Origin of the sequence: Kineococcus sp. DHX-1 (assembly GCF_042473625.1) — a bacterium.
Classification (GTDB): Bacteria; Actinomycetota; Actinomycetes; order Actinomycetales; family Kineococcaceae; genus Kineococcus.
Genome location: NZ_CP170445.1, coordinates 1859730 through 1885687 on the forward strand (window position 1 = coordinate 1859730; position 25958 = coordinate 1885687).

A 25958-nucleotide genomic window follows, 5' to 3' on the forward strand; every position below is an offset into this window, starting at 1 on the left:
CCTGTGTGTCCTCGCTGGAGAGGACCACCGGTCGCCCAGTGGCACCTGGTCCCTCACCAGGACTCATAGGCGGTGATGATGGCCCTGGGTCCCGAAAAGCCCGTGGCGGTCACGACACGGTCAGCTGGCCGTCGACCAGCGGCCGCACCAGGTCCAGCACCCGCTGGACGGCAGGCCGAGCGGTCGAGGTCGAGCACGGCACCCCCGCCTGGACGCACACCGTACGCAGCTCCTCCACGAAGCGCAGCGCGGTGCTGTCCAGCGCCGTCACCGCCCGCACGTCCAGGTGCGCCCCCCGCGAACCTCCTGCGAGTGCCCGCCGCACGGTCGCCAGGGCGGCGGTGAGGTCGGCGGCCAGCGCGAGGTCGACGTCCCCGGAGAGGGCGACCTCGAGCCGGTCGGCCCGGAGCCGGACGGTGACGCCGGCCGTCGCGGCGGGACGCTCGGTCTCGTCGGGCCACGGGCAGGAGGGCCCGGGGAGCTCGGCGCCGTGGCGCTCGCGGGCCGGGGAGGCGGGGACCCGGGTGACGGTCACGGAGGGGTGCCCGGGGAAGGTGGTGCGCGTCGTCGGAGTCGTGTGGTCCACGTGGTCACGGTCGGTGCCGTCCGTGGGTGCGACCGCAGACGCAGCTGTGAGGGGACTGCGGACCCGGCCGCGGCACGGGGGAGGGGACGTGTCGGCGGGAGCACGTACGGTGCCGTCGTGGCCGACCTGTTCACCTCCGCCGAGTCCAGCCCCGACGGGCCCGGCACCGGCGACCGGCGACCCTCCGTCCTGGCCGGTGCGCCCCTCGCCGTCCGCATGCGGCCGCGCTCGGTCGACGAGGTCGTCGGGCAGCAGCACCTCCTGGGCCCGGGCTCGCCGCTGCGGCGGCTGGCCTCCGACGGCGACCTCGGTCGCGCCGGTCCGGCCTCCGTCATCCTCTGGGGACCGCCGGGCACGGGGAAGACGACGCTGGCGACCGTGATCGCCTCCTCCGGCGGCCGGAAGTTCGCGGAACTGTCGGCCGTGACGGCGGGGGTCAAGGACGTCCGCACGGTCGTCGAGGCCGCGCGCACCGACCGCGACCTGTACGGCCGGCAGACCGTGCTCTTCCTCGACGAGATCCACCGCTTCACCAAGGCCCAGCAGGACGCCCTGCTGCCGGGGGTGGAGAACCGCTGGGTCGTCCTCGTCGCGGCCACCACCGAGAACCCCAACTTCTCCGTCGTCACCCCCCTGCTGTCCCGCTCACTGCTGCTGACGCTGCAACCGCTGACGGCCGGCGACGTGCGCGGTCTCGTGCGCCGGGCCCTGGAGGACCCGCGCGGCCTCGCGGGGGAGGTCCGCGTCGAGGACGACGCCCTCGAGCACCTCGTGCGGGTCGCCGACGGGGACGCCCGCCGCGCCCTCACGGCGCTGGAGGCCGCCGCCGGAGCCGCCCTCGACGGTGCGCCCGAGGGTGGCGAGGCGGTGGTGACGCTCGCCGACGCCGAACGGGCCCTGGACCGCGCGGCCGTGCGCTACGACCGGCAGGGCGACCAGCACTACGACGTGGCCAGCGCCTTCATCAAGTCCATGCGCGGGTCGGACGTCGACGCCGCCCTGCACTACCTGGCGCGCATGATCGAGGCGGGGGAGGACCCGCGCTTCATCGCCCGCCGCATCGTCATCTCCGCCAGCGAGGACGTGGGGATGGCGGACCCGTCGGCCCTGCAGACCGCGGTGGCCGCGCTGCACGCCGTCGCCCAGATCGGGATGCCGGAGGCGCGGATCGTGCTGGCCCAGGCCGTCGTCCACAACGCGACGGCACCGAAGTCCAACGCCGCCTACAACGGCGTCAACGCCGCGATCGCCGACGTCCGCGCCGGCCTCGGCGGTCCCGTCCCGCCGCACCTGCGCGACGCCCACTACTCCGGCGCCGGCAAGCTCGGCCACGGCGCCGGGTACGTCTACACGCACGACGTGCCCGCCGGCGTCGCCGAGCAGCAGTACGCACCGGACGCCCTCGTCGGCAAGGACTACTACGTCCCCACCGACCGCGGGTTCGAGGCGGCGGTGCGCGAACGACTGGCGCGGCTGCGCCGCATCACGCGAGGGCGAGGGGGAACGGCGTGAACGTCACCGGACTGCTGCGGGCGGGTCTGCGGGTGCTCGTCCGCGAGCTGGAACGGCAGACCGCGGCCCCGCGCACGGTCCCGCCGACACCGGAGCACGCCCCCGACCGTCCCCGGCCCCGCCGCGGACGCGGGGCCCGCGACACCGGACCCGGCCCCGTCCGGCTCGAGTACGCCCCGCGGGCCGACGGCCGGCCCGACCCCGGCGAGGTCGTGTGGGCGTGGGTGCCCTTCGAGGAGGACGACGGCCGCGGCAAGGACCGGCCCGTCCTCGTCGTCGGCCGGGACGGGGACCAGCTCGTCGGCTTCATGATGACGAGCAAGGACCACGTCCACGGGGCTGACGGCGGCCAGCGGGGCGACGGCAGGGTCTGGCTCGACGTCGGCACCGGGGCGTGGGACCGGCAGCGCCGGCCCAGCGAGGTGCGCCTGGACCGCGTGCTGCGCGTCGCCCCCCGTGACGTGCGCCGCGAGGGCGCGGCCCTGGACCGGACCCGGTTCGAGGAGGTCGCCGAGCGCGCCCGGAGCCTGCACGGCTGGTGAGGCGCCTCAGCGGCGCCGCCGCGGGCCGCGGTGCGCCGGCTGCGACGGGCTCGGGCGGGCCGCGACCTCCGGGTCCAGGGCCGGGACGGGCAGGGTGACCGGCTCGTCCCGGGCCACCGTGAACCCACGGCCGTGGTGGCGCGCGTGGACGGGACCGCCGTCCACGAGGCGGTAGGTCGTCTGCGCGTCGCGCACCGACACCTCCACGCACGAGCCGCGGTGCCGCGTGCGGAAGCGCAACCCCCGCAGCCCGTCCGGCAGCCGCGGGGCGAAGGCCAGCTCGCCACCGGCGTCGCGCATCCCGCCGTACCCGGCCACCAGCGCCAGCCACGCCCCGCCGAGGGAGGCGATGTGCAGCCCGTCGGCGGTCTTGCCGCGCAGGTCGTGCAGGTCCACGAACGCGGCCTCGTGGGCGTACTCGGCGGCCAGGTCCAGGTGCCCCACCTCGGCGGCCACGACGGCCTGCACGGCCGCCGACAGCGAGGAGTCGCGCACGGTGACGCCTTCGGCGTGCTCGAAGGCGTCGCGCTTGTCCTCCCACGTGAAGGCCTCGGGCCGCAGGTACAGGGCCAGCACGAGGTCGGCCTGCTTGACGACCTGCCGGCGGTAGAGGCTGAAGTAGGGGAAGGAGTCGGCCAGCGGGTACTGGTCGGGCCGGGTGCCCTCGAAGTCCCACCGCTTGCGCTGGGTCGCTCCCTCGTCCTGGGCCGGGACCCCGGTCACGGGGTCGCGCGGCAGGTGGACGGCGTCGGCGAGCCGGGCGAACTCGGCCAGCTCGGCGTCGTCGACCCCGAGGGCCTCGGCCTGCGCCGGGAACTGCTTGGTCAGCTCCACGGCGGCCCGCAGGTTCGCCTGCGCCATGAGGTTGGTGTAGGCGTTGTCGTCCACCAGGGCGCTGTACTCGTCGGGCCCGGTCACCCCGTCGACGTGGAACCGGCCCTCGGCGTCCTCGCGGCCCAGCACGACCCACGTCCGGGCCGTCTCGACGACCAGGTCCACCAGGGCCTCGCGCGCGAGGTCCTCGTCGCCGGTCGCGTGCAGGTGGCGGACGGCCGCGTCGGCGATGTCGGCCCCCAGGTGGACCGCCGCGGTCCCGGCGGGCCAGTACCCCGAGCTCTCCCGGCCCGTGATCGTCCGCCAGGGGAAGCTGGCTCCGGCCAGCCCGAGCTCACGGGCCCGCTCCCGGGCCGCCGGCAGCATGCGGTGCCGCCAGCGCAGCGCCTCGGCGGCCGCCTGCGGCCAGACGTGGTTGAGCACCGGCAGGACGAAGACCTCCGTGTCCCAGAACGTGTGCCCGTCGTACCCCGTGCCCGTCAGGCCCTTGGCGGGGATGCCCCGGTCGGTGCCCTGGGCGGCCGCCTGGAACACGTGGAAGAGGGCGAACCGGACCGCCTGCTGCAGGTCGTCGTCCCCCTCGACCTCCACGTCGGCGTGGGCCCAGAAGTCGTCGAGCACCGCCCGCTGCTCCCGGCACAGCCCCTCCCAGCCCGTCCTGACCCCGTCGGCGAGCAGCTCGGCCAGCCGGGCGTCCAGGTCGTCCCGCTCGGACTCGGGGGCCCACCCGAGGCTGACGACCTTGCGCAGGCGCAGCAGCTCCCCGGACCCCAGCCGCGTGCGGACCGTCGTGACGACCCGGTCGGTGAGGGCGAGGCTGCGCACCTGCGCCGCTGCCGGGGCCAGCACGTCGTGCTCCACGTGCGCGGCGACGGCCAGGCCGGAGCCGTCGGTGCGCTGGCGCAGGCGTCCCCCGCGCTGCCCGGCCCAGCCGCGTGCCTCGTGCAGGTGCTCGCTGGCCAGGACCGACGAGCGCACCTCCACGTCCACCGGGGCCCCGTCGGCGCGGACGGTGTACTCCAGGGCGACCAGACCCGGACGTTCCAGCGGGACGAGCCGCTGGGAGCCCACGACGACGGCGTGCCCGCCGGGCGACGTCCAGCGCAGGTGCCGGTGCAGCGTCCCGCTGCGCAGGTCCAGCACCCGCTCGTGCTCCGCCAGCTCACCGGTGCGCACGTCCAGCGGCTCACCGTCGACGAGCAGCTCGACCCGGGTCGGGTCCAGCACCGGCACGAGGCGTTCCTGGACCGTCGGGTACCCGTAGCTGTACTCGGGGTAGGTGAGCGGCCACAGCTCGAAGGCCCCGCTGAGGTACGTCCCGCGGGTCCCGGCCGGGTCGCCCTCCTCCAGGGACCCCCGCACCCCGCAGCGCCCGTTCGACAGGGCGAACAGCGACTCCACCTGGGCCAGCCGGTCCAGGTCCAGGGGACCCTCGCGGACGGCCCAGGCGTGCGGAGCCGCCAGGCCCGCTCCGGAGTGGTCGGGTCGTTCGTCCGCGGTCGGCACGCGTGGGTCCTCACTGTTCGGGGACGGGGTTCCGGAGGGGCCGGAACGGTCATCGGAACAGCCCTGGCCCGCCACCGCACCTCCGAACCCGCCCGCACCGGCCCGGGGGGCCGGACGGGTAGGGTCGAGGGCTGAACGGCACGGCACCACCCCCCCACGCACCACCCAGAGCAGGAGGCATCAGGAGATGCAGACGGCAGAGATCCGTCGCCGGTGGCTCGACTTCTTCGAGCGCAAGGGCCACACCGTCGTCCCGAGCGCCTCGCTGGTCTCGACCGACCCCAGCCTCATGTTCACCGTGGCCGGGATGGTGCCCTTCATCCCCTACCTCACGGCCCAGGTGCCCGCGCCCTACAAGCGGGCCACCAGCGTGCAGAAGTGCCTGCGCACCCTCGACATCGAGGAGGTCGGCAAGACCACGCGCCACGGCACGTTCTTCCAGATGAACGGCAACTTCTCCTTCGGCGACTACTTCAAGCGCGAGGCCATCACCTTCGCCTGGGAGCTGCTGACGACGCCCGAGGCCGACGGCGGCCTCGGCTTCGACCCCGAACGCCTGTGGACGACCGTCTACCTCGACGACGACGAGGCCTTCCAGCTCTGGCGCGAGATCGGCATGCCGGCCGAGCGCATCCAGCGCCGCGGCAAGAAGGACAACTACTGGAACACCGGTCAGCCCGGCCCCGGCGGCCCCTGCTCGGAGATCTACTTCGACCGCGGCCCCGAGTACGGCTCCGAGGGTGGCCCGGAGGCCGACGAGGACCGCTACATCGAGATCTGGAACCTCGTCTTCATGCAGTACCAGCTCTCCGCGGTGCGCTCGAAGACGGACTTCGACGTCGCCGGTGAGCTGCCCGCCAAGAACATCGACACCGGCATGGGCCTGGAGCGCGTCGCGTTCCTCAAGCAGGGCGTCGACAACATGTACGAGATCGACGAGGTCCGGCCCGTGCTGGACTACGCGGCGCTCGCGGCCGAGAAGGACTACGGCGCCAACCGCGACGACGACGTCCGCATGCGCGTCGTGGCCGACCACGTCCGCAGCGCGCTCATGCTCATCGGCGACGGCGTCACCCCGGGCAACGAGGGCGCCGGGTACGTCCTGCGCCGCCTCATCCGCCGCGCCGTGCGCGCCATGCGCCTGCTCGGCTACGAGGACGAGGCCCTGCCGATCCTGCTGCCGGCGTCGATGGAGGTCATGAGCGCCTCCTACCCCGAGCTGCGCACCGACTTCGACCGCATCTCCAGGGTCGCCTACGCCGAGGAGCAGGCCTTCCGTCGCACCCTCGTCTCGGGCACCGCGATCTTCGAGACCGCTGTGGCGCAGACGAAGTCGGCCGGCGGCGCGACCCTGTCGGGCGAGCGCGCGTTCGCCCTGCACGACACCTACGGGTTCCCGATCGACCTCACCCTGGAGATGGCGGCCGAGGCCGGCGTCTCCGTCGACGAGGCCGGCTTCCGCACGCTGATGGCCGAGCAGGTGGGCCGGGCGAAGGCGGATGCGAAGGCCAAGAAGACCGGCGGGATCGACCTCACGGTCTACCGCTCCACGCTGGAGAGCCTGCCCGCGCCCGTCACGTTCACCGGGTACGAGGTGGCCTCCGGGGAGGCGCGCGTCGCCGTCGTCCTGCAGGGCGGGGTGAGCACGCCGTCCGCGCCCGTCGGCACCGACGTCGAGGTCGTCCTGGACCGCACGCCGTTCTACGCCGAGGGCGGCGGGCAGCTCGCCGACCACGGCACGCTGACGACCTCCGGCGGCGCCGTCGTCACGGTGACCGACGTCCAGCAGCCCGTCCGCGGCCTGTACGTGCACAAGGGGTCGGTGACCAGCGGTGAGCTCGTCGCCGGCGACGCCGTGCACGCCGTCGTCGACGCCGCGCGCCGGCGCTCCATCAGCCGCGCCCACACCGCGACCCACCTCGTGCACCAGGTCCTGCGCGAGCACCTCGGCGACACCGCCACCCAGGCCGGGTCGCAGAACGCCCCGGGCCGGCTGCGGTTCGACTACTCCTCGACGACCCAGGTCGCCGGGCAGGTCGTCCGCGACATCGAGGGCGTCGTCAACGAGCGCATCCACGACGACCTGCCCGTGGCGGCCGAGGTCATGGACCGCGAGGCGGCCCTGAACTCCGGCGCGATGGCCCTGTTCGGGGAGAAGTACGGCGACCGCGTGCGCGTCGTCTCCATCGGCGAGGACTGGTCCAAGGAGCTGTGCGGTGGCACGCACACGCTGACGTCCCAGCAGGTCGGGCTCGTCTCGATCCTCTCGGAGAGCTCCATCGGCTCCGGCGCCCGCCGCATCGAGGCCCTCGTGGGCGCTGACGCGTTCGACTTCCTGACGCGCGAGCACCTGCTCGTCAACCAGCTCACCGACGTCGTCAAGGCGCGGCCGGAGGAGCTGCCCGACCGGATCGGGTCCCTCCTGACCCGGCTCTCGGACGCGGAGAAGGAGATCGCCAAGCTGCGCGGCGGGCAGGTCCTCGCCCTCGCGCCGACGATCGCCGCGAACCCGACCGACAAGTTCGGCGTCCAGGTCGTCACCCACGACGCCGGCGCCGCGGCGGCCGACGACGTGCGCACGCTCGTCCTCGACGTCCGCTCGCGCCTCGGCGACGAGAAGCCCGTCGTCGTCGCGATCTCCGGCGTGGCCAAGGAGCGGCCCGTCGTCGTCGTGGCCACGAACGCCGAGGCGCGCCGCTGGGGCGTCAAGGCCGGCGAGCTGGTCCGCACGGCGGCCCAGACGCTCGGCGGCGGTGGCGGCGGCAAGGACGACCTCGCGCAGGGCGGCGGCCAGGACGTCTCCAAGGTCGGCGAGGCCCTCGCCGCGATCAGCGACTTCGTCGGCGCCCGGGTCACGGGATCGGTGTGAGGGGCACTGCCGCGTGTGACGAGCCGGTGGTGACCTCGCGGTGAGACCGGGCGTACGACTCGCCGTCGACGTCGGCAGCGTCCGCGTGGGCCTGGCGGCGTGCGACCCTGCAGGCGTGATCGCCTCACCGCTGCGGACGCTCGTCCGCGACGCCGAGCACGACGCCGACGTGGCCGAGGTCGCCGCCGAGGCGCGCGAGCGCGGTGCCGTCGAGGTCGTCGTCGGGTGGCCGCTGTCCCTCGACGGGTCCGAGGGCCCGGCAGCCTTGCGCGCGGTGGAGTACGCCGACAAGATCAGGCGGTCCGTCCCGGGCGTCACGGTCCGGCTCGTCGACGAGCGGCTCAGCACCGTCGACGCGCACCGGGCGCTGCACGCGGCCGGGAAGAAGGAGAAGCAGTTCCGGGCGGTCGTCGACCAGGCGGCCGCCGTGGTCCTGCTGCAGGCAGCGCTCGACGCCGAGCGTGCAGGACACACGCCCGGACGGGTGGTGGAGGGACCGAAGGCACGCCGCAAACCGCGGCACCGCGGGCAGGGTGGGGCACGGACGCCGGACCCCGGCGCCACGGAGGACGAGGGCTGATGATGGACCTGATGGATCTTCCCGGCACGCACAACGGGGAGCCGGGCCGGCGGCGCGGTCTGCGCCGGCGTCGTGCCCTCGTCGCCATCGTGGCCGCTCTCGCCGTCATCGGCGGGGGCACCTGGGCGGCCTGGGGCACGCTCGGACCCGTGGTCGCCCGGTTCACTGAGAGCGACGACTACGAGGGGTCCGGGACGGGGACCGTCGACGTCCGCATCGCCTCCGGCGACAGCGGCCGGACGATCGGCGCCAACCTCGCCGAGGCCGGCGTGGTCAAGTCCAGCAGCGCCTTCGTCGCCGCGTCCAAGGCGCAGCCGAAGATGGCCGGCATCCAGCCCGGCACGTACCGCCTCAAGGAGCACATGTCGGCTGCCGCCGCGGTCTCGCTCCTCCTGGACCCCGCGGCGAAGGTCACCACCCGGCTCACCGTGCCCGAGGGCCTCACCGTCAAGCAGGTCCTCGCGCTCGTGGAGAAGACCGTCGGGCTCCCCGCAGCCGACCTCGAGAAGGCGCTGGCCGACCCGGTCGCGCTGGGGCTGCCCGCCGCCGCGAACGGCAACGCCGAGGGCTACCTCTTCCCGGCGACCTACTCGGTCAACCCCGGTGAGAGCGCCGCGGACGTCCTCAAGGCGATGGTCACGCAGGCCACCGCGGAGCTGACGAACCTCGGGGTGCCGCCCGAGCGGATGCACGACGTCGTCGTCGAGGCGAGCATCGCCCAGAAGGAGGCGCGCAGCGCCGACGACATGGCGAAGGTGACGCGCGTCCTGGACAACCGGATCGCGATCGGGATGCCCCTGCAGCTCGACTCCACCGTCAGCTACGCCGTCGGCGCGACGGGGAAGGTCACGACCACGGCCGCCCAGCGCGCGACGGACTCGCCGTACAACACCTACCTGCACCCGGGGCTGCCGGCCGGTCCCATCAGCAACCCCGGCGCGGACGCGCTGCGCGCCGCGCTCAGCCCCGCCGACGGGACCTGGCTGTACTTCGTCACGGTGAACCTGCAGACGGGGGAGACGCGCTTCGCGACGACCATCGCCGAGCACAACGCGAACGTGGCGCTCTTCCAGCGGTACCTGAAGGACCACCCGGAGCAGTGAGGGCAGCGGTCTGCGGGTCGCCCATCGCGCACTCGCTCTCCCCGGCGCTGCACCGCGCCGCGTACGAGGCGCTCGGGCTGACCGGCTGGAGCTACGACCTCCTGGAGGTCGACGAGGAGCGGCTGCCGGCCGTCGTCGGGTCCCTCGACGCCTCCTGGGCCGGGCTGAGCCTGACGATGCCGCTGAAGCAGGCCGTCGTCCCGCTCGTCGACGAGGTCAGCGACTTCGCGCGCGCCGTCGGGTCGGTCAACACCGTCGTCGTCACCCCACGGCAGGACCGGCGGAACACGCCGGGACGGCGCGGGGTGCGGCTGCGCGCCGAGAACACCGACGTGATGGGGCTCGTCACCGCCCTGGCCGAGGCCGGAGCCGAGCGCATCACCCGCGGGGTCGTGCTGGGCGGGGGAGCGACGGCCCGGTCGGCCGTCGTCGCGCTGCTCCAGGCCGGGTGTCCCCGGCCCGTCGCCGTCGTCCGGTCCCCGGACCGGGCCGCCGAACTGCGCGGCGTCGCCGCGCGCCTGGGCGGGGAGGTCGAGATCCGGGACTGGTCCGAGCTCGCGGTGGCGCTGACGGCCGACGTCGTCGTGTCCACCGTGCCCATCGGGGGGTCGCAGGCCATGACCGACGACCTGCTCGGGGCCTTCCGTCCCGTGTGGTGGCCGCTGCTGCTCGACGTCGTCTACGCCCCGTGGCCGACGCCGCTGGCCCAGCGCTGGGGCGGGCCCGTCGTGGGCGGCTTCGAGATGCTCCTGCACCAGGCCGTCGCCCAGGTCGAGCTCATGACCGGGCGCGAGGGGCCCGTCGCGGCCATGCGGGCGGCCGGGCTGGCGGCCCTCGCCGACCGCGCCCGCGCCTGAGCGCACTCAGCCGGCGGTGAAGGCCGCCTTCGCGAGGTCGAGGGTGAACATCACGTCCGGGGTGTCGTCGACCGTGCCGTAGTCGCTGTCGTCGGACGAGCGGGTCACCTGCGCGGTGATCTTCGCCGGTCCCGCCCCGAAGGCGCTGTCCCGGGGGAAGGCCTCCCAGTCCTCGACCGTCCCGCCGGGCTGGACCTCCTGCGCGTTCGGCTGGTCGCGCGTGCAGTGCGCGCTGCTCGAGCCCGCGCCGGCTCCGGACAGGCGGATCGAGGCGCTCTGCCACTTCGTCAGGTCCACCGGTCCCGGGCAGGCCCACGTCGCCGCCTGGCGGGAGAGGTTGGTCCAGGTGAGGTGCACCCGGACCTCGTCCTGCCCGACCTCGGCGCGCGTCGCGGTCAGGGACCACTGCTCGGACGGTTCCTGGGTGAGCTGGGCCGCGGGGGCGCTGCCCTCCAGCTGGTAGGTCCCGACCGCCGGCAGGTTCTTGGACGCGGCGTCGATGGCGCGCGCGTCCTTCGCGGAGCCGACGAGGAGCGTGGCGATGTAGACGAGGACGCCCACGGCGCCGATCCCCACGACCGCGGCCACCCAGCCGAGCCAGCTGCCGGGGGTGCGGGAGGGGGTGGTGGGGGTCAGCAGGTCCTGGTCGGTCACGGGCCCAGTGTCCGTCGCTCACCTGGGAGCTCGCCTCCGGGGGTGCACCGTGTGCTTGCTCGGGGTAACGTCCCCGGTCGTCAACGCTGACCCCCGAGGAAGGTGGTGCGACGTGTCCTCCGCCGCGGCCGTGCGAGAGCGCCTCACTCCCGACCAGCGCAACGCGTTCGCCGGCGCGTTCCTGGGCTGGACGATGGACGCCTTCGACTACTTCATCGTGGTGCTCGTGTACGCCGAGGTCAGCAAGGACCTCGGCGTCCCGCTAACGACGATGGCCCTGCTGACGACCGCCACGCTCGTCATGCGCCCGGTGGGCGCACTCCTCTTCGGCCTGTGGGCCGACCGGGTCGGCCGGCGGACGCCGCTCGTCGTCGACGTGCTCTTCTACTCCGTCGTCGGTTTCCTGTGCGCCTTCGCGCCGAACTTCACCGTCCTGTTCGTCCTGCGCCTGCTGTACGGGATCGGGATGGGCGGGGAGTGGGGTCTGGGGGCCGCGCTGGCGATGGAGAAGGTCCCCGCCTCCCGACGGGGCTTCTTCTCCGGGGTGCTGCAGCAGGGCTACTCCACCGGCTACCTGCTCGCCGCGGTGGCCTACTACCTCGTGGACCCGCACCTGGGCTGGCGGGGCATGTTCGCCATCTCCATCGTCCCGGGGTTGCTGGCGCTCTTCGTCCGCACCCGGGTGCGCGAGTCGGCCGCGTGGGAGCAGACGCGGGAGCGCGTCGCACTCACGAGGTCGACGCCCGGGCAGGTCTTCCGCAACCCGCTCGTCCTGCGCCGGTTCGTCTACCTCGTCCTGCTCATGACGGCCTTCAACTGGATGAGCCACGGCACGCAGGACGTCTACCCGACCTTCCTCAAGGAGGGGCTGGGCTTCAGCGCCGACTCCGCCATCGGGATCGCCGTCATCTACAACGTCGGGGCGATCATCGGCGGCACGCTGCTGGGGGCCGCGTCGCAGCGGATCGGGCGCCGCTGGACGATCGTCGGCTGCGCCCTCCTGGGCCTGCCGGTCCTCTACCTGTTCACCCAGTCCACGACGTTCGGGATGGTGGCGCTGGGGTCGTTCCTCATGCAGTTCCTCGTCCAGGGGGCATGGGGCGTCATCCCAGCGCACCTGACCGAGCTGAGCCCGGACGAGATCCGCGGCTTCTACCCGGGGGTCACCTACCAGCTGGGCAACCTCCTGGCCTCGCTCAACCTGTACCTGCAGGAGGACATCGCCGCTGCGCACGGGTACCCCGCCGCCCTGGTGTGGACCCTCGTGCCCGTCCTGCTGGTGGTGGCCGGCCTTGCCGCCGTCGGGACCGAGCGCCGGGAGGCGGTCTTCGGCGGCGGCACCGTCGACGTGCGGGGGAGTGGGGCGGCGGCGCCGGACCGCCGCTGAGGGGGTCGCCACCCGAACGGGTCAAGGCGGTGATCGCCCACCTCAAGCGCCCCCGGAGCCCGGCCGATGAGCACTGGAGAGCGTCGGCAGACGGCTGTGCGCTCTGTCGTGCTCGAGGTCGGGCTGTGGGGAGCGAGATGGACAACGCTGGTCAGGGCGGTCAGCCCGTGGAGCCGTACGTCCCGACGAACATGCGGGCCGGGGCCGACGGCGTGCCGTCGGCGCGCCCGAACATCAGCGCGCTGCTGAAGCAGCTGGAGAGCGACCAGGCCGTCATCGCGCCGCCCGCCGAGCCCCAGGGCTTCGCGCTCGCGCCCGCCGTCGACGAGCGTCCGCGGCACTCCTCGGCGCCCGCGGCCCCCCACGTCCCGGTGCAGGCCGCGCCCGTCGAGCCCGTGGTGGCGCAGTTGGCCCCCGAGGTCGACGAGTACGCGGTCTCGGCGCTCGTGACGAGCGGGGGCGACGACGTCGCGGTCCCCGTCCGCGTCAACGACGTGCTCATCCGGGCCCTCGAGCTCGGGGCCTCCGACATCCACCTCACCTCCGGCGCCCACCCCACCGTGCGCCTGTCCGGTGAGATGACGGCGATGGACGAGTTCCCGAAGATGGTGTCGAAGACGCTGCAGGAGGCGATCTACGCCGTCCTCACGCAGAAGCAGCGGGAGGTGTTCGAGGCCAACCTGGAACTCGACTTCGCCTACCAGGTGCCCGGGCACTCCCGGTTCCGCGTCAACGTCTACCGCCAGCGCGAGTCCGTGGGTGTCGCGTTCCGCCGCATCCCCTTCGAGATCAAGCCGCTCGAGGACCTCGGCGTCCCGCCGGTCGTCGGGTCGTTCGCCGGCCTGCAGCGCGGTTTCGTGCTGGTCACCGGGCCGACCGGTTCGGGGAAGTCGACGACGCTCGCCTCGATCGTCGACCTCGCGAACCGGACCCGCAAGGACCACATCATGACGGTCGAGGACCCCATCGAGTTCCTCCACCGCCACAAGAGCTGCATCGTCAACCAGCGCGAGGTGGGGGAGGACACCAAGTCCTTCGCCAACGCCCTCAAGCACGTGCTGCGCCAGGACCCCGACATCATCCTCGTCGGCGAGATGCGCGACCTCGAGACCATCTCGGTCGCCCTCACCGCCGCCGAGACCGGTCACCTTGTCTTCGGCACCCTGCACACCTCCAGCGCGGCGTCGACCATCGACCGCGTCATCGACGTGTTCCCGCCCCACCAGCAGACCCAGATCCGCACCCAGCTCGCCGGTGCGATCCAGGGCGTCGTCTGCCAGACGCTGTGCAAGCGCGCCGACGGCCGCGGCCGCGTCGTCGCCACCGAGGTCATGGTCGCGACCCCCGCCATCCGGAACCTCATCCGCGAGGGGAAGACCCACCAGATCGGCTCGGCCATGCAGGCCGGTGCGCAGTTCGGCATGCACACGCTCGACCAGCACCTGGCCGAACTCGTGCGCACCCGTCAGATCACGTTCGAACACGGCCTGGAGAAGTGCTCCGCGGCTGACGAGTTCCGTCGCCTGACCGGGCGCTGAGGAAGGACGAGACATGGCCACGATGACCAAGGCGCCGGCGAAGCCCGCCGGCCGGGCGCAGCAGGCGACGTTCGAGTACTCCGCGCGGGACCGGGCGGGGAGGCTGGTCAAGGGGACGCTCGAGGCGAGTGACTCGGCGGCCGTGCTCGCGCGACTGAAGGGCCAGGGTTTGGCCCCGGTCTCCGTCGAGGCGTCCAAAGCCGGCAAGGGCATGCAGATGGAGATCAGCCTGCCCGGGGGGAACCGGGTCAAGCTGAAGGACCTCGCGCTGATGTCGCGGCAGTTCGCCACGATGGTGTCCTCCGGTCTTTCCCTCATCAAGGCCCTGGCGATCCTGTCGGAGCAGACGGAGAGCAAGAAGCTCGCGGCCACGCTGTCCGACGTCCGCTCGGAGGTCGAGACGGGCACTGCACTGTCCACGGCGATGGCTCGCCACAGTGACGTATTCCCCCCACTCATGATCAACATGGTGCGTGCGGGTGAAGTCGGTGGCTTCCTGGACCAGGTGCTCGTGCAGTTGGCGGAGAACTTCGAATCGGAAGTCAAGCTGAAGGCCAAGGTCAAGTCCGCCATGACCTACCCGGTCGTGGTGTTCATCATCGCCATCCTCGCCGTCGTGGGCATGCTGCTCTTCATCGTCCCCGTCTTCGCGAAGATGTTCACCGACCTCGGTGGGGAGTTGCCGCTTCCGACCAAGATCCTCGTCTTCCTCTCGCACGCGATGCGTTATGCCGCACCGTTGATACTCGTTGCGGCCATCATCTGGGCCCCGACGTGGCGGAGGATCAAGCACAAGGACGCAGTGCGCAACTTCATCGATCCGCTGAAGCTGAAGGCGCCGATCTTCGGCACCTTGGCTCAGAAGATTGCGCTCAGTCGCTTCACCCGAAATTTGGGCACGATGTTGAGGTCCGGCGTGCCGATCTTGCAGAGCCTGGAGATCGTCGGTGGCGCCGCGGGCAACGTCGTGATCCAGCGGGCCACGACTGACATCATGGAGAGCGTCCGAGGAGGACAATCGCTTGCCGGTCCGCTGGCACAGCATCCCGTATTCCCTGCCATGGTCGTGCAGATGATGAGCGTCGGGGAGGACACGGGGGCGCTGGACGCCATGCTGCACAAGATCTCCGACTTCTACGACCAGGAAGTCGAAGCGACGACGGATGCGCTGACGAGTCTCATCGAGCCTCTCATGATCGCGGTTCTGGGCGGCATTATCGGGGCGATGATCATCGCCCTCTACATGCCCATCTTCGGCGTCTTCAACCTGATCAACTGACGGATCTCGTTGGCTGCTCCACCCCACGGCCACGGCCCGTGAGCTCGACAGCTCACGGGTCGTGGCTTTCGCCGTTCGGAACGTTGGTCCCTCCGGGTGATCACGTCACGACGCCCCTCAAGGCGTGGGGCCCTGGGGCCGAAGAACTAGGTGTCAGAGCCGCCACACCGGACAGCCGGTGCGCGACCCGCGAGCGGCTCCGGATCTCACCGAAGGGGAGCACTCGAATGCTCGCTCGCATCCGCAAGTCGCTCGACGAGAAGGACCAGGGCTTCACCCTGATCGAGCTCCTCGTCGTCATGATCATCATCGGCATCCTCGCCGCGATCGCCATCCCGGTCTTCCTGTCCCAGCGTGCCAAGGCGCAGGACACGGCGACCAAGGCTGACGCCTCGACCGTCGGCAAGGAGATCACCTCCTACTTTGTGGACGGATCCGGTGCTCCGACCCTCGCCATCACGAACGGTCGTTACCTCGTGAACGGCGTTGACGCCGGCAAGGCCAGCAATGGAGTCAAGTTCAACTCGGGTACCGAGGCGGCTCCGGCCGAGGCGACGACCTTCGCGACCGGGACGACCTCCGACAAGTGGTGCGTGAGCTTCGTCAACCTGAACGGTTCCAAGAAGACCTTCAAGTACTCGGCCCAGAACGGTCTTGAGCAGGGAACCTGCTCCAGCGCCACCGCTCCGTGATCATGACGGGGGCCTGCAGCTGAGCTGCGGGCCCCCGTTCTCTCGCTCCCACAACACGAGGAACCGACATGCCGCTCCGAAAGCACGAAGACGCGGGGTTCACGCTCATCGAACTCCTGGTGGTGATGATCATCATCGGCATCCTGGCTGCGATCGCCATCCCGGTCTTCCTCTCGCAGCGGCAGAAGGCCGTCGACAGCGGCACCAAGGCCGATGTGACGAGGGTCGGCAAGGAAGTGGCGGCCTACTTCGTCGACGGGACGGGGACCGTCCAGCTGGACGCATCGTCGACCGGCTCCGTCGTGGTCAAGGACTCGGGGAACTACGCGACGACCGTTCAGCTGAGCAAGGGGACGACTGTCCCCTCGACCGGGCAGCTCTCGGGGGCCGGCTCGTCCACGGGGTGGTGCGTGGCCTTGACGAACGACGCCGGCTCGACCAAGACCTTCAAGTATTCCGCCTCGTCCGGGCTGGGCACCGGACTCTGCCCCTGACCCACCGGCCAGGACGACCGAGGAGACAGCATGCGCAAGGCCGACGCCGACGACGGCTTCACCCTCGTCGAGGTAGTGGTCGCGATGTTCATCCTCGCCATCGTGGCGAGTTCGGTCGCCGCAATCCTCGTCCAGGCATTGCGTGTCACGGGTGACAACACGCGCAGGACGACGGCCGCGAACATCGCGGCCGAGCAGATCGAGGACGTGCGGACGCAGCGCGCGGTCGACATCGCAGACACTGCCGTCTCGACCACCACTGTCGGTGGAACGACGTACACCGTCTCACAGAACGCCGCCTACCAGGCCAGTGACTCCGCCGCGAGCATCTGCACCGGTGCCGGGACCAAGGTCTCGGCCAAGCGGGTCACGGTTTCGGTGACCTGGCCCAGCATGGGGCAGACCAAGCCCGTTGACGTGAGCACTCTGGTCTCGCTGGGCCTCGGTCAGAGCGGCCTCGACTCCACGAAGGCGATCTCGGCCGTCTACGTCCAGTCGGCAGCCAACACGCCCCAGACGGGGATCGCCGTCACGCTGAGCCCTGGTGGCATGTCGAAGACGACGGGTGCGGACGGCTGCGCGGTCTTCACCGGCCTCGACCCGACGGCCAACTACTCGGCCACGGTCAACCAGACCGGCTACGTGGACGAGCTGGGCGTGCAGAACTCGACGCGATCGGTGAACGTCCAGGGCGCCGGAACGGTGGGGCGCACAGTGCTCAACTACGACGTCCCGGCTCTTCTGACGACGACCTACGCGGCACCCGGCGGGTACAGCACGACGCCCTTGACCCCCACAGACCCGGGCACGTACCTGAGCTTCTCCAAGTGGAGCAGCAACCGCTACCAGTCCTCGCCCTCAGCAGGCTCCCAGAGGCTCTTCCCGGGCACGTACTTCAGCTGGGCCGGTCTGTGCAGCAAGGCCGCGGCGCCCAGCGACGCGCTCCTGACCAGCGGCCAGGCCAGCGTGGCGCTGACAGCCGGCGGCTCCGGTGTGGTCAACGTCCCCCTGGGGGGCATCGTGGTCAAGGCGAGCGATGCCGTGGTGTCCGCCAACCGAACGGTCTACGCCGTCCAGACCAACACCGGAACCGGCTCCGGGTGCCCGACCGGCCAGCCCATCGCCATCAAGTTGAGCTCGACCGGGCAGGCGGCTGTCGCTCTACCCGTTGGCACTTGGTCGTTCTCCCGCAGCAGCTCCGGAGCGCCTGTGACCACAGGGACCCCCCTCGTCAACGCGCCCGACAGCGCGTCCCCGACCGCTCCCAGCGTCACGGTGGTGATGTCGTGAACATCCTGCAACTCGTGCGGCGCGGGTTCCCCTCGTTCCGCGGCCAGCGCCGGGATGAGGGCCTCACGCTCGTCGAAACCCTCATCACCGCTGCGCTGACGGGAGTCGTACTCCTCATCGTCAGCACGATGACCATCTCCGCCTTGAGGACGGTGCGCGGCGTTCGCGGAACGACCAACTCCACCGCAGACGCTCGCACGGCCTCCCAGGCCGTGACGAAGGCCTTGCGCGTCGCGGTCACGCCCGACGACACCACCCCGGCTTTCGCCCAGGCCACGGCTCGTTCGGTGTCCTTCTACTCGAGCATGCTCAGAGGGTCCGATGTCGGCAACGTCGCGCTGCCGATCCCTACTCTGGTGAGCTACACCGTCGACACGAGCAGAAATTGCCTCTTGGAGACGAAGACGCCTGGCGTCAGCGGTACGCCGCCGACCTGGCCGGCGAGCGGGACCGCCAGCACGTGTCTGGCGCGCGGAACCATCAACATTGACGGAACGCCGATCTTCGCCTACTTCGACAGCTCTGGCGCGGTGCTCACACCGACGGCAACAGGACTCTCCGTCGCCGACAGGGGCCGCGTCGCGTCCGTGACCGTGCAGCTGGCTGTCACGCCAGCTGGCGATGGTAAGACGAGCACGGCGCGTACGAGCGTCGTCATGGTGAACCTGGGGGACAACTGACATGCGCTTGTTCTTCGCGCGCCTGCGCGTGTCCCGGTCGGGCGACGACGAAGGGGTAGCGCTCATCACCGTCCTCGGCGCCATGGTGGCCATGACCCTGTTCGCGATGGTCGCACTCACTCTCGCTCTCCAGAACAGCACACCCAGCCGAACGGACCAGGACCGGAAGATCGCCCTGGCTGCGGCGCAAGCGGGGATCGACGACTTCATCTCGCGACTGAACGCCAACGACACCTATTACCAGAACCAGGGCAATGACGCGAGCAACCCCGCCTTCACGACGGGCAGGACGATCCAGGGAACGGGTACTTCGGGCGGGAGCTTCACCTACCGCTTGCTCAGTTCCAACAGCTACACCGCAAGTACGCAACGCATCGTCCTGGAAGTGACCGGCAAGAGTCGGAACGTCACTCAGACGCTCACGGCTCAGATGAAGCCGAACAGCTTCCTCAACTTCATCTACTTCACGGACCTCGAGCAGAGTGACCCGGACCTGGTCGGCGCCAATGCGCCGGCGATCGTCAACGGGAACAGCTATGTCTACTACAATAACCGCTACTACTACGTCTACGCGGACCCGAGCGCCGTGAACGACCTGTGCAGTGGGCGCTACTACTACCAAGGCCGCACGTCGGTCAGCTACTCCACGAGCAGTGGGGCCTACAAGCTCTACGGGGTTCCAACCACGGGTGGCTCCAAGGTGCAGATCAACGGGAACTACACGGTCTCGGGCTTCTGCTCCGAGATCCAGTGGGTCAGTAACGACGTCATCCGGGGTCCGCTGCACAGCAACGACGCACTCCAGATCAACGGAAACACCCTTTTCGCCGACAAGCGGGTGGAGACGGGCTACGGGTACACGGGGAACGGGTACAGCAACGCCTCGCCGGCCACGTCCAAGAGCGGCTGGTGGTGGGGTTCCCAGAACGTCATCAACCCGGGGACCCAGGCTCAGCCCGGCTACACGCCGAAGCCGACGCGTCCGATCGTGATGCCGCAGGACAACACTGAGGTGAAGACCGTTGCCGCGCAAACCGGAACAGGATGCTACTACATCGGTTCCACGAAGATCACTTTCAATGGCAGCGCGATGAACGTGTCGGGGACGTCCACGAACAACCCCGTAGGATGCGTGGGCAGCAACCTTCCCATTCCGAGCGTCATCTACGTCGCGGACAACGCCCTGGCGGTCTGCAACGGGCAGAACGTGGCTGGATTCCCCCTGTCGGGCGAGTACGTGGGTCAGAACTACCTGGGTCCTGACTACTCCTGCCAGAAGGGCACGGCCTACGTGTCCGGGACCATCAACGGACTGACTACGGTCAACGCCGAGACGGATGTCGTCATTACAGGCAACATCAGCTACGTGGCGAACACTCAGAGCGTGCTCGGTTTGGTCGCCAATCAGCGAGTGTGGGTCTCGCACCCCATCAAGAACGCCGACCAGACGCAGGACCTCCTCTCGTCCAGCAACCAGGTCACGAGCGTCAGCGCAGCCATCCTCGCCCTCAAGCACAGCTTCTTGGTGCAGAACTACAACCAGGGGACGAGGTACTACACGGCGCTGTCCACGCCGTCGAATCTTTCGGTCTACGGGACCATCGCCCAGAAGTACCGCGGTCCCGTCGGGACGAGCAGTTCCGACAACAACGGGACGTTCAGGACCGGCTACCAGAAGAACTACGTCTACGACACCCGGCTTCCCGGCCTGCCGCCGCCGTACTTCCTCAAGCCCGAGGAGTCGCCGTGGAACCTGGACACGACCAGTGACGGCTGATCCGTGGGTGCTGGTCCCTACCGCGGTGGTGGGTGTGGTCATCGGCTCGTTCCTCAACGTGGTGATCCATCGCGTTCCGAGGGGTGAGTCCGTCGTCCGGCCGGCCAGTCGGTGTCCGGGGTGCTCGACGTCGATCCGGCGGCGGGACAACGTCCCGGTGCTCTCGTGGCTGCTCCTGCGGGGACGGTGCAGGGATTGTCGAACGCCCATTCCTTGGCGGTACCCGCTCGTGGAGCTGGCAACCGGTGTCGTCTTCGCGCTCATCGCAGCCCGGGTCGGAGTCTCGTGGGCGCTGCCTGCCTACCTCTACTTCGGTGCAGTCGCGGTGGCGCTCACAGTGATCGACCTCGATGTGCAGCGGCTTCCCGACGCGATCGTCGGTCCCTCGTACCTCGTCGGTGTGGGACTGCTCGGCGTGGCGAGTGCCGGCAGCGGGAACTGGGCCGCATTCGTGCGGGCGGGGATCGGGGGCCTGGCCCTCTTCGGTCTCTACGCCCTCGTCGTGGTGGTCTACCCGAAGGGCATGGGCCTCGGTGACGTGAAGTTGGCTGGCGTCCTGGGGATGTACCTCGGCTGGTGGGGCTGGGACGCCTTGGCGGTCGGCGCGTTCGCCGCGTTCCTGTTCGGCGGTCTGGTGGGCGCTGTCGTGATGGCTGTCATCGGCAAGGGTCGTGGCACGCGCATTCCCTTCGGGCCGTGGATGCTCCTCGGTGCAGCCTCGGCGCTCTTCATCTCTTCCCCGGTGGCCGACTGGTACCTGTCGATGACGGGTATCGCCTCGGTGTGACACCGAAATGCCCGGAACGACTCCTCAAGGGAGTCGTTGTCCGGTCCGATCATCAACCAAGTACGCATCTCGTGAGCTGAAGGCTCACCGAATCAGAGGAGGGGACGTGCCCGGACGAACCGCGATCGGCCTGGACATCGGGACGTCGGGTGTACGCGCCGCTGAACTGTCGTACGGCCGCGCAGGCGTGACGCTCGAGCGGTTCGGGCAGGTGGCCCTGCCCGAAGGTGCCGTGCGAGACGGTGAGGTCGTGGACCGGCCCACGGTCGCAGAGGCCATCAAGTCCCTGTGGAAGGCCAGTGGTCTGCGCGGGAAGAAGGTCGCCCTGGGAGTCGCCAACCAGCGTGTGGTGGTGCGGCAGGTCGACTTGCCCTGGATGCCTCGGAGTGAGCTGAAGAAGTCGCTGTCCCTGCAGGTCCAGGACTACCTGCCCATGCCGGTCGACGAGTGCGTCCTCGACTTCCAGCTGACGGAAGAACTCGTGGACGACGGCCAGCGCTCTCTGCGCGGCCTCTTGGTCGCCGCCTCGCGCGAGATGGTCATGTCGAACGTTGCCGCCGTGTCGGCTGCGGGGCTGCGAGCCACCTCAGTGGACCTGACGTCGTTCGCCGTGCTGCGGAGTGTCGGCCGGCCCATGGGCGACGTGGCGACGGAGGCCCTCGTCGACGTCGGGGCCCGGGTGTCGAACATGGTGATCCACTCGGGTGGCCAGCCGCGTTTCGTGCGTGTGATGCTCAACGGCGGCCAGGACATCACGGACGCGATCGCAGAACGTGTCGGCATGCCCTCCTCGCTCGCGGAGGCCGTCAAGCGGGGGGCGGTCGACGAGCTGTCCACGTCGGAGCTGCAGCTGGCGCACAGCGCCCTCGATCTCATGGTCGAGGTCTTCGTCGACGAGATCCGCAGCTCCCTCGACTACTACGGGGCCTCGAACCCCAGCTTCCCCGTCGAGCGCATCGTGCTTTCGGGTGGCGGGTCGATCCTGGCGTCCATCGCGCCGCGTCTGGAGCAGATCACTCGCAAGCCGGTCATCGCCGCGGATCCCATGTCCGGTGTCCACCTCGGCGCTACCGGCCTCGACGAACACCAGCTGCAAGCCGTCCGTCCGCTCGCCGCCGTGCCGGTGGGCCTTGCCCTCGGGGTGATGTCGTGAGTTTCGAGGTGCTCCAGCAGGCGACCACGTCGCGCGGTGTTATCCGCGTCAACCTGCTCCCGGCCGAGATCGAGCTGGCCAGGCAGGGTCGTCGTGTTCGTGCTGCCCTGGCAGGAGGGCTCGTCCTGGTGGCGGCCGCGTGCGCCGGCGCGTTCGTCGTCTCGGCTGGGCACGTCGCGGAGGCCCAGGACAAGCTCTCGGTGGAGCAGGCGAAGACGTCGGCCCTCCAGGCGGCGCAGAGGCCGTACGCAGAGGTGCCTCGCGTCCTCGCGGAGGTCAAGACCGTGCGAGCGGCCCAGGACGCGGTCTCGACCAACGACGTACCGTTCTACAGCTACCTCGACAAGCTGGCTGCCGGGGCGCCCGACAAGCTCTCGCTGACCAGCATCACGTTCAACCTGACCGCGCCTGGACAGGCCGCCACGTCGAGCAACCCGCTCGTCGACGCAGGCATCGGGACCGTCGCCGTCACGGGCAAGACGATCGATCAGGACCACGTGGCTTCCTGGCTCGAATCCGTCGACGGGATCCCAGGCCTTGGTGGGTCGTGGTTGAGCACCTCTTCCTACGACCCCGCGACCTCGGTCGTGACGTACACCGCCACCGGAACCGTCTCGAGTTCCGCCGCCGTGGGCGGTTCCCAGTGACCGCTCGGATCTCACAGGAGCTGACGTGTTGACGCGCAACAGGAACACGGTATGGGTAGCCGGGACAGCCGCCCTCGCTCTGCTGATGCTGGTGGCGACGTACTTCCTCCTGGTTCAGCCGCAGCGTGCCAGCGCTTCCGACCTCGCTGACCAGACTCAGCAGGTACGGGACAGCAACCTGGCGATCCAGGAGCGCACCGAGCAGCTCAAGGCCCAGTTCGCGACGCTGGGGGACGAGAAGCAGCAGCTTGCCGCCGACAAGGCGTCTTTGCCCTCCTCGGCCGAGCTGCCGCAACTGCTGCGACAGCTGGACGGGTACGCGCGGACGTCCGGTGTCACGTTGACCAACGTGACCCCCGGGAGCGCGGAGGCGTTCGTTGCCGACGGTGCAGCTGCCCCGGCGGCGGCCTCGACGGCCGCGAGTACCGGCGCGACCCCTGCGTCGGGCGTGTTGGCGCTGCCGCTGTCCCTGCAGGTGAATGGTTCTTTCGCGCAGGTCGAACTGTTCGTGAAGAACGTCCAGGCTGACATGAAGCGCTACTACGCCGTCAGCACGCTGGACCTCCAGAACGGCGAGGGCGGTGTGGCTGCGACGCTCACCGGCAAGGTCTTCGTCATGCAGGAAGCGTCCGCGTCCTCGACGACCGTCGCGGACGCCGCCTCGGCTGCTCCCAGCGGCCCTTCGACGACGGGAGTGGCCAACTGATGAGCGGTGCGCAGAACGCTGATGAGCCCGACCTCTCGTTCTCCGAGGACGACGGGACGGCTCGAGACGGAAGCAAGCTCGTCCGTGCTCTCGCGGCCGGAGCCGCCGGGGTCGTCCTGCTCGGCGGTGGTGCTCTGGGGTTCCTCTGGTTGAGCAGTACCCCTGGAACGCAGGTGGCCCAGGCGGTCACTCCGGCTGCAGGACCCGGTGCGACGACCGCCTCGGGGACCCCCAGTTCTGACGTTCCCGTGGCCTTCTCGACCTCGGTGCGTGACCTCTTCGCAGGCGGCATCGGTGAGACGGCCGCGCCGGGCGTGACCGGGCCCTCGGGGACCACTGGTTCTTCCTCCGGTGCTGCTGCGACCACCTCTGCTTCGCAGGGGGGCGGGACGAAGGTTGGGGCGGCCACGGCCACGGCCACGGCTACGGGCGCGACGGCGCGACCGACGGGGAGCGGCGGCCGCCCGTCCACCAGCAGGCCGACGGCCGTCCCGACCGGGTTGACCTCGACTCCTGCCCGGTCCACTGCCCCGGCCTGGGAGAAACCAGTGGTGAAGTTCGTGAGCGGCTCCGACGCGGTCGGGGTCTTCGACGTCGATGGTGAGAGGGTCAGTGTCGCCAAGGGGGCGCTCATCTACCCGCTGTCCGTGCGGTACGGGGGCCTCGCAGGTGCGACGGCTGCGACGTCCACGGTATCGGCCAGTCCCACGTCCGCACCGAGCGACGTGGCGTCGACGGTGGGTGTCTTCCTCAGCGAGAGCGATCCTGGTCGTGGCTGGTTGGTCCAGTCGAACGCGACGGACCCCGTCCAGTTGCCCGACGCAGCGCTCGGCAAGACGACCGGGACGGTGTTCGTGGGTGGGGTGTTGCGTGACAAGTTCTGGGTGCGCAAGGACCGGCAGGACGACGTGCTCCTGTCGCAAGGGGACTCGGTCGCCGGAACGCCCTTGAGGTTCACGGGCGTTCAGGACGACAGGGTCCCCACGGCGACCGCCTTCTTCACCGACGCAGCGGGCGTCGTCTACTTCGGCAACATGGGGGAGGGAGGCTCCGATGGGGTTCTCTACTGATCGAGGTCGTCGTTTGGCGATGGCTGGTCTCTCCGGTCTTGCGGTGGTCGTCATGGCGGCGAACGTCGCGCAGGCCGCCACGCCCGTCACTGCTCACCGCACGTACGGCCCCGACCGGTACGCGACGGCTGCGTTCCTGGAGAACTACCAGCAGCGTGACACTGCCTACGTGGTGACCGGTGAGGCCTTCGCCGACGGCATCACTGCCGGGGCGGTGGCGGGTCGCGCCGGGTCGAACATCTTCCTGACGCCGAAGGGGCAGTTGCCTGACAGCGTCAGGAAGGTCATCGGCTACTACCGCAACGTGGTGGTCGTTGGCGGTGAGGGCACCGTGAGTCCTCAGGTGATGACGTGGCTGCAGCAGAACACGCGAGCCCACCTGGTGCGCATCGCAGGGGTTGACCGGTACGAGACAGCTGCCCGCCTCTCGCAGGCCTCGTTCAGCCCCGGTGTGAGCACCGTGTTCGTGACGACGGGTGCTGACTACGCTGACGCTCTCGCGGGTTCAGCCGCGGCTGTCAGCAAGGGGGCGCCGATCCTCACCGTACCCGGGAACGTCGTTCCCGCGTCGACCCAGGCCGAGCTCACGCGCCTCAAGCCGCGTTCGATCGTCGTTCTCGGCGGGGAATCGTCGGTCTCGGCGGGTGTCTTCTCGCAGTTGGCGCAGTACACGTCCGGCACTGTCGAGCGGATCGCCGGAGCGGATCGCTACGCAACGGCCGTGGCCGTGTCCCGAACGTTCTTCGCCTCGGGTTCGGAGTCCGTGCAGCTGGCATCGGGGACGAGTTGGGCAGATGCCATCGCTGCTGGCGCCCGTGCCGGGCACGACGGGTCACCCCTCCTGCTGACTCCCCAGACGTGCCTTCCGCAAGGCGTCAACCTCGAGATCGAACGACTGGACGTCCTGCAGATCCAGGCGGTCGGAGGGGACGGCTCCTACTCGACGGCGGCTGTCAAGCGCACGTCCTGCGGCGCCGGTGCGAAGACGTACCTCGACGAGCTCGCCGCTCCGACGGGCAACGCCCAACTGCTGGGCGCGAACGTCACGCTCAACGGGGTCTTCTACCCGCGCACGGTCGCCTACGCCACGTACGCACCGTCCAACTCGTCGACGGAGCTGCCGAACGGCGAGTACCGCTCATGGTCGCTGGCGCAGCGGTGGACCCGGTTCACGACCGTCGCCGGTGTCGCGGACGGAACGACGTCCGGGCTCCAGTCGACGGTCCAGGTCTTCGGCGACGAGCGCCTGCTCGGCACGTACCAGGTCTCGGTCGGACACCCGGCCGCCATCGACCTGTCCGTGCGTGGTGTCGACAACCTGAAGGTCGTCACGACCTCGTCTGCCCGCAGCGGGTCGGCCGAGGCCGACGGCACCGTCTTCTTCGGGGACGCCGCCGTCAACTGACGCAGCACGA

General features: G+C 70.4%; 23 protein-coding genes. 20 read left to right on the top strand and 3 right to left on the bottom strand.

All coding sequences use genetic code 11. The features are described 5' to 3' along the window. Positions 1–109: 109 nt before the first annotated feature. On the bottom strand, positions 110–586 hold the full coding sequence (locus ACFEMC_RS08940; protein WP_380175564.1) for an STAS domain-containing protein: 477 nt from the start codon (positions 584–586) through the stop codon (positions 110–112). 117 nt (positions 587–703) lie between these two features. Between ACFEMC_RS08940 and ACFEMC_RS08945 the strand changes: the two genes are divergently transcribed. Continuing rightward, entirely contained in the window at positions 704–2098 is a 1395-nt protein-coding gene (locus ACFEMC_RS08945; RefSeq protein ID WP_380175567.1) for a replication-associated recombination protein A, read from the top strand. After that, positions 2095–2640 carry a type II toxin-antitoxin system PemK/MazF family toxin gene (locus ACFEMC_RS08950; protein ID WP_380175569.1) on the top strand — a complete coding sequence of 182 codons (546 nt, stop codon included), beginning with the start codon at positions 2095–2097 and terminating at the stop codon, positions 2638–2640. Before ACFEMC_RS08945 ends, ACFEMC_RS08950 begins: the two co-directional genes overlap by 4 nt. A 6-nt stretch (positions 2641–2646) precedes the next feature. Here the strand turns inward: ACFEMC_RS08950 and ACFEMC_RS08955 are convergent, their stop codons facing one another. Further along, positions 2647–4980: a glycoside hydrolase family 65 protein gene (locus tag ACFEMC_RS08955; protein WP_380175571.1), complete on the bottom strand. Its 2334-nt coding sequence runs from the start codon at positions 4978–4980 to the stop codon at positions 2647–2649. 187 nt (positions 4981–5167) lie between these two features. Here ACFEMC_RS08955 and alaS point away from each other — a divergent pair, with 187 nt between their 5' ends. From alaS to ACFEMC_RS08975, 4 genes are read left to right on the top strand one after another with little or no spacing between them, the layout of a single operon-like run. Continuing rightward, complete coding sequence (alaS, locus tag ACFEMC_RS08960) at positions 5168–7849, top strand: alanine--tRNA ligase (protein ID WP_380175573.1); 2682 nt, start codon at positions 5168–5170, stop codon at positions 7847–7849. 40 nt (positions 7850–7889) lie between these two features. Continuing rightward, entirely contained in the window at positions 7890–8429 is a 540-nt protein-coding gene (ruvX, locus tag ACFEMC_RS08965; protein ID WP_380175576.1) for a Holliday junction resolvase RuvX, read from the top strand. Between the two features lie 11 nt (positions 8430–8440). After that, entirely contained in the window at positions 8441–9532 is a 1092-nt protein-coding gene (gene mltG, locus ACFEMC_RS08970) for an endolytic transglycosylase MltG (protein ID WP_380175578.1), read from the top strand. Then, positions 9529–10389 carry a shikimate dehydrogenase gene (locus tag ACFEMC_RS08975; RefSeq protein ID WP_380175580.1) on the top strand — a complete coding sequence of 287 codons (861 nt, stop codon included), beginning with the start codon at positions 9529–9531 and terminating at the stop codon, positions 10387–10389. Before mltG ends, ACFEMC_RS08975 begins: the two co-directional genes overlap by 4 nt. Positions 10390–10395: 6 nt before the next feature. On the opposite strand, the gene ACFEMC_RS08980 is transcribed toward ACFEMC_RS08975, so the two are convergent. After that, positions 10396–11043, bottom strand: a complete 648-nt coding sequence (locus ACFEMC_RS08980) for a hypothetical protein (protein WP_380175582.1) — start codon at positions 11041–11043, stop codon at positions 10396–10398. A 112-nt stretch (positions 11044–11155) separates the two neighbouring features. Here ACFEMC_RS08980 and ACFEMC_RS08985 point away from each other — a divergent pair, with 112 nt between their 5' ends. The 14 genes from ACFEMC_RS08985 (at position 11156) to ACFEMC_RS09050 (ending at position 25948) form a co-directional block, all read left to right on the top strand. After that, positions 11156–12430 (top strand): MFS transporter, encoded by a 1275-nt coding sequence (locus ACFEMC_RS08985; protein WP_380175584.1) that lies wholly within the window; start codon positions 11156–11158, stop codon positions 12428–12430. A gap of 137 nt (positions 12431–12567) precedes the next feature. After that, entirely contained in the window at positions 12568–13968 is a 1401-nt protein-coding gene (locus ACFEMC_RS08990; protein WP_380175586.1) for a type IV pilus twitching motility protein PilT, read from the top strand. A gap of 13 nt (positions 13969–13981) precedes the next feature. After that, on the top strand, positions 13982–15247 hold the full coding sequence (locus ACFEMC_RS08995) for a type II secretion system F family protein (protein ID WP_380175588.1): 1266 nt from the start codon (positions 13982–13984) through the stop codon (positions 15245–15247). Between the two features lie 227 nt (positions 15248–15474). Continuing rightward, entirely contained in the window at positions 15475–15939 is a 465-nt protein-coding gene (locus ACFEMC_RS09000; RefSeq protein ID WP_380175590.1) for a type II secretion system protein, read from the top strand. 68 nt (positions 15940–16007) lie between these two features. Continuing rightward, entirely contained in the window at positions 16008–16433 is a 426-nt protein-coding gene (locus ACFEMC_RS09005) for a type II secretion system protein (RefSeq protein WP_380175592.1), read from the top strand. Positions 16434–16463: 30 nt separating this feature from the next. Continuing rightward, positions 16464–17723, top strand: coding sequence for a prepilin-type N-terminal cleavage/methylation domain-containing protein (locus tag ACFEMC_RS09010; RefSeq protein WP_380175594.1), 1260 nt, complete (start codon positions 16464–16466; stop codon positions 17721–17723). Continuing rightward, on the top strand, positions 17720–18403 hold the full coding sequence (locus ACFEMC_RS09015) for a type II secretion system protein J (protein ID WP_380175596.1): 684 nt from the start codon (positions 17720–17722) through the stop codon (positions 18401–18403). Before ACFEMC_RS09010 ends, ACFEMC_RS09015 begins: the two co-directional genes overlap by 4 nt. 1 nt (position 18404) lies before the next feature. Continuing rightward, positions 18405–20180: a hypothetical protein gene (locus ACFEMC_RS09020; protein WP_380175598.1), complete on the top strand. Its 1776-nt coding sequence runs from the start codon at positions 18405–18407 to the stop codon at positions 20178–20180. 34 nt (positions 20181–20214) lie between these two features. Then, a complete protein-coding gene (locus ACFEMC_RS09025; RefSeq protein WP_380175601.1) occupies positions 20215–20967 on the top strand; it encodes a prepilin peptidase in 753 nt (250 codons plus the stop codon). Between the two features lie 106 nt (positions 20968–21073). Next, positions 21074–22120 carry a type IV pilus assembly protein PilM gene (gene pilM / locus ACFEMC_RS09030; protein WP_380175603.1) on the top strand — a complete coding sequence of 349 codons (1047 nt, stop codon included), beginning with the start codon at positions 21074–21076 and terminating at the stop codon, positions 22118–22120. After that, entirely contained in the window at positions 22117–22767 is a 651-nt protein-coding gene (locus tag ACFEMC_RS09035; RefSeq protein WP_380175605.1) for a PilN domain-containing protein, read from the top strand. Before pilM ends, ACFEMC_RS09035 begins: the two co-directional genes overlap by 4 nt. A 25-nt stretch (positions 22768–22792) precedes the next feature. Continuing rightward, positions 22793–23473 carry a hypothetical protein gene (locus ACFEMC_RS09040; RefSeq protein ID WP_380175607.1) on the top strand — a complete coding sequence of 227 codons (681 nt, stop codon included), beginning with the start codon at positions 22793–22795 and terminating at the stop codon, positions 23471–23473. A 560-nt stretch (positions 23474–24033) separates the two neighbouring features. After that, a complete protein-coding gene (locus tag ACFEMC_RS09045) occupies positions 24034–24543 on the top strand; it encodes a hypothetical protein (RefSeq protein WP_380175609.1) in 510 nt (169 codons plus the stop codon). Positions 24544–24562: 19 nt separating this feature from the next. Beyond that, a complete protein-coding gene (locus ACFEMC_RS09050; protein ID WP_380175611.1) occupies positions 24563–25948 on the top strand; it encodes a cell wall-binding repeat-containing protein in 1386 nt (461 codons plus the stop codon). The last annotated feature ends 10 nt before the right edge of the window (positions 25949–25958 follow it).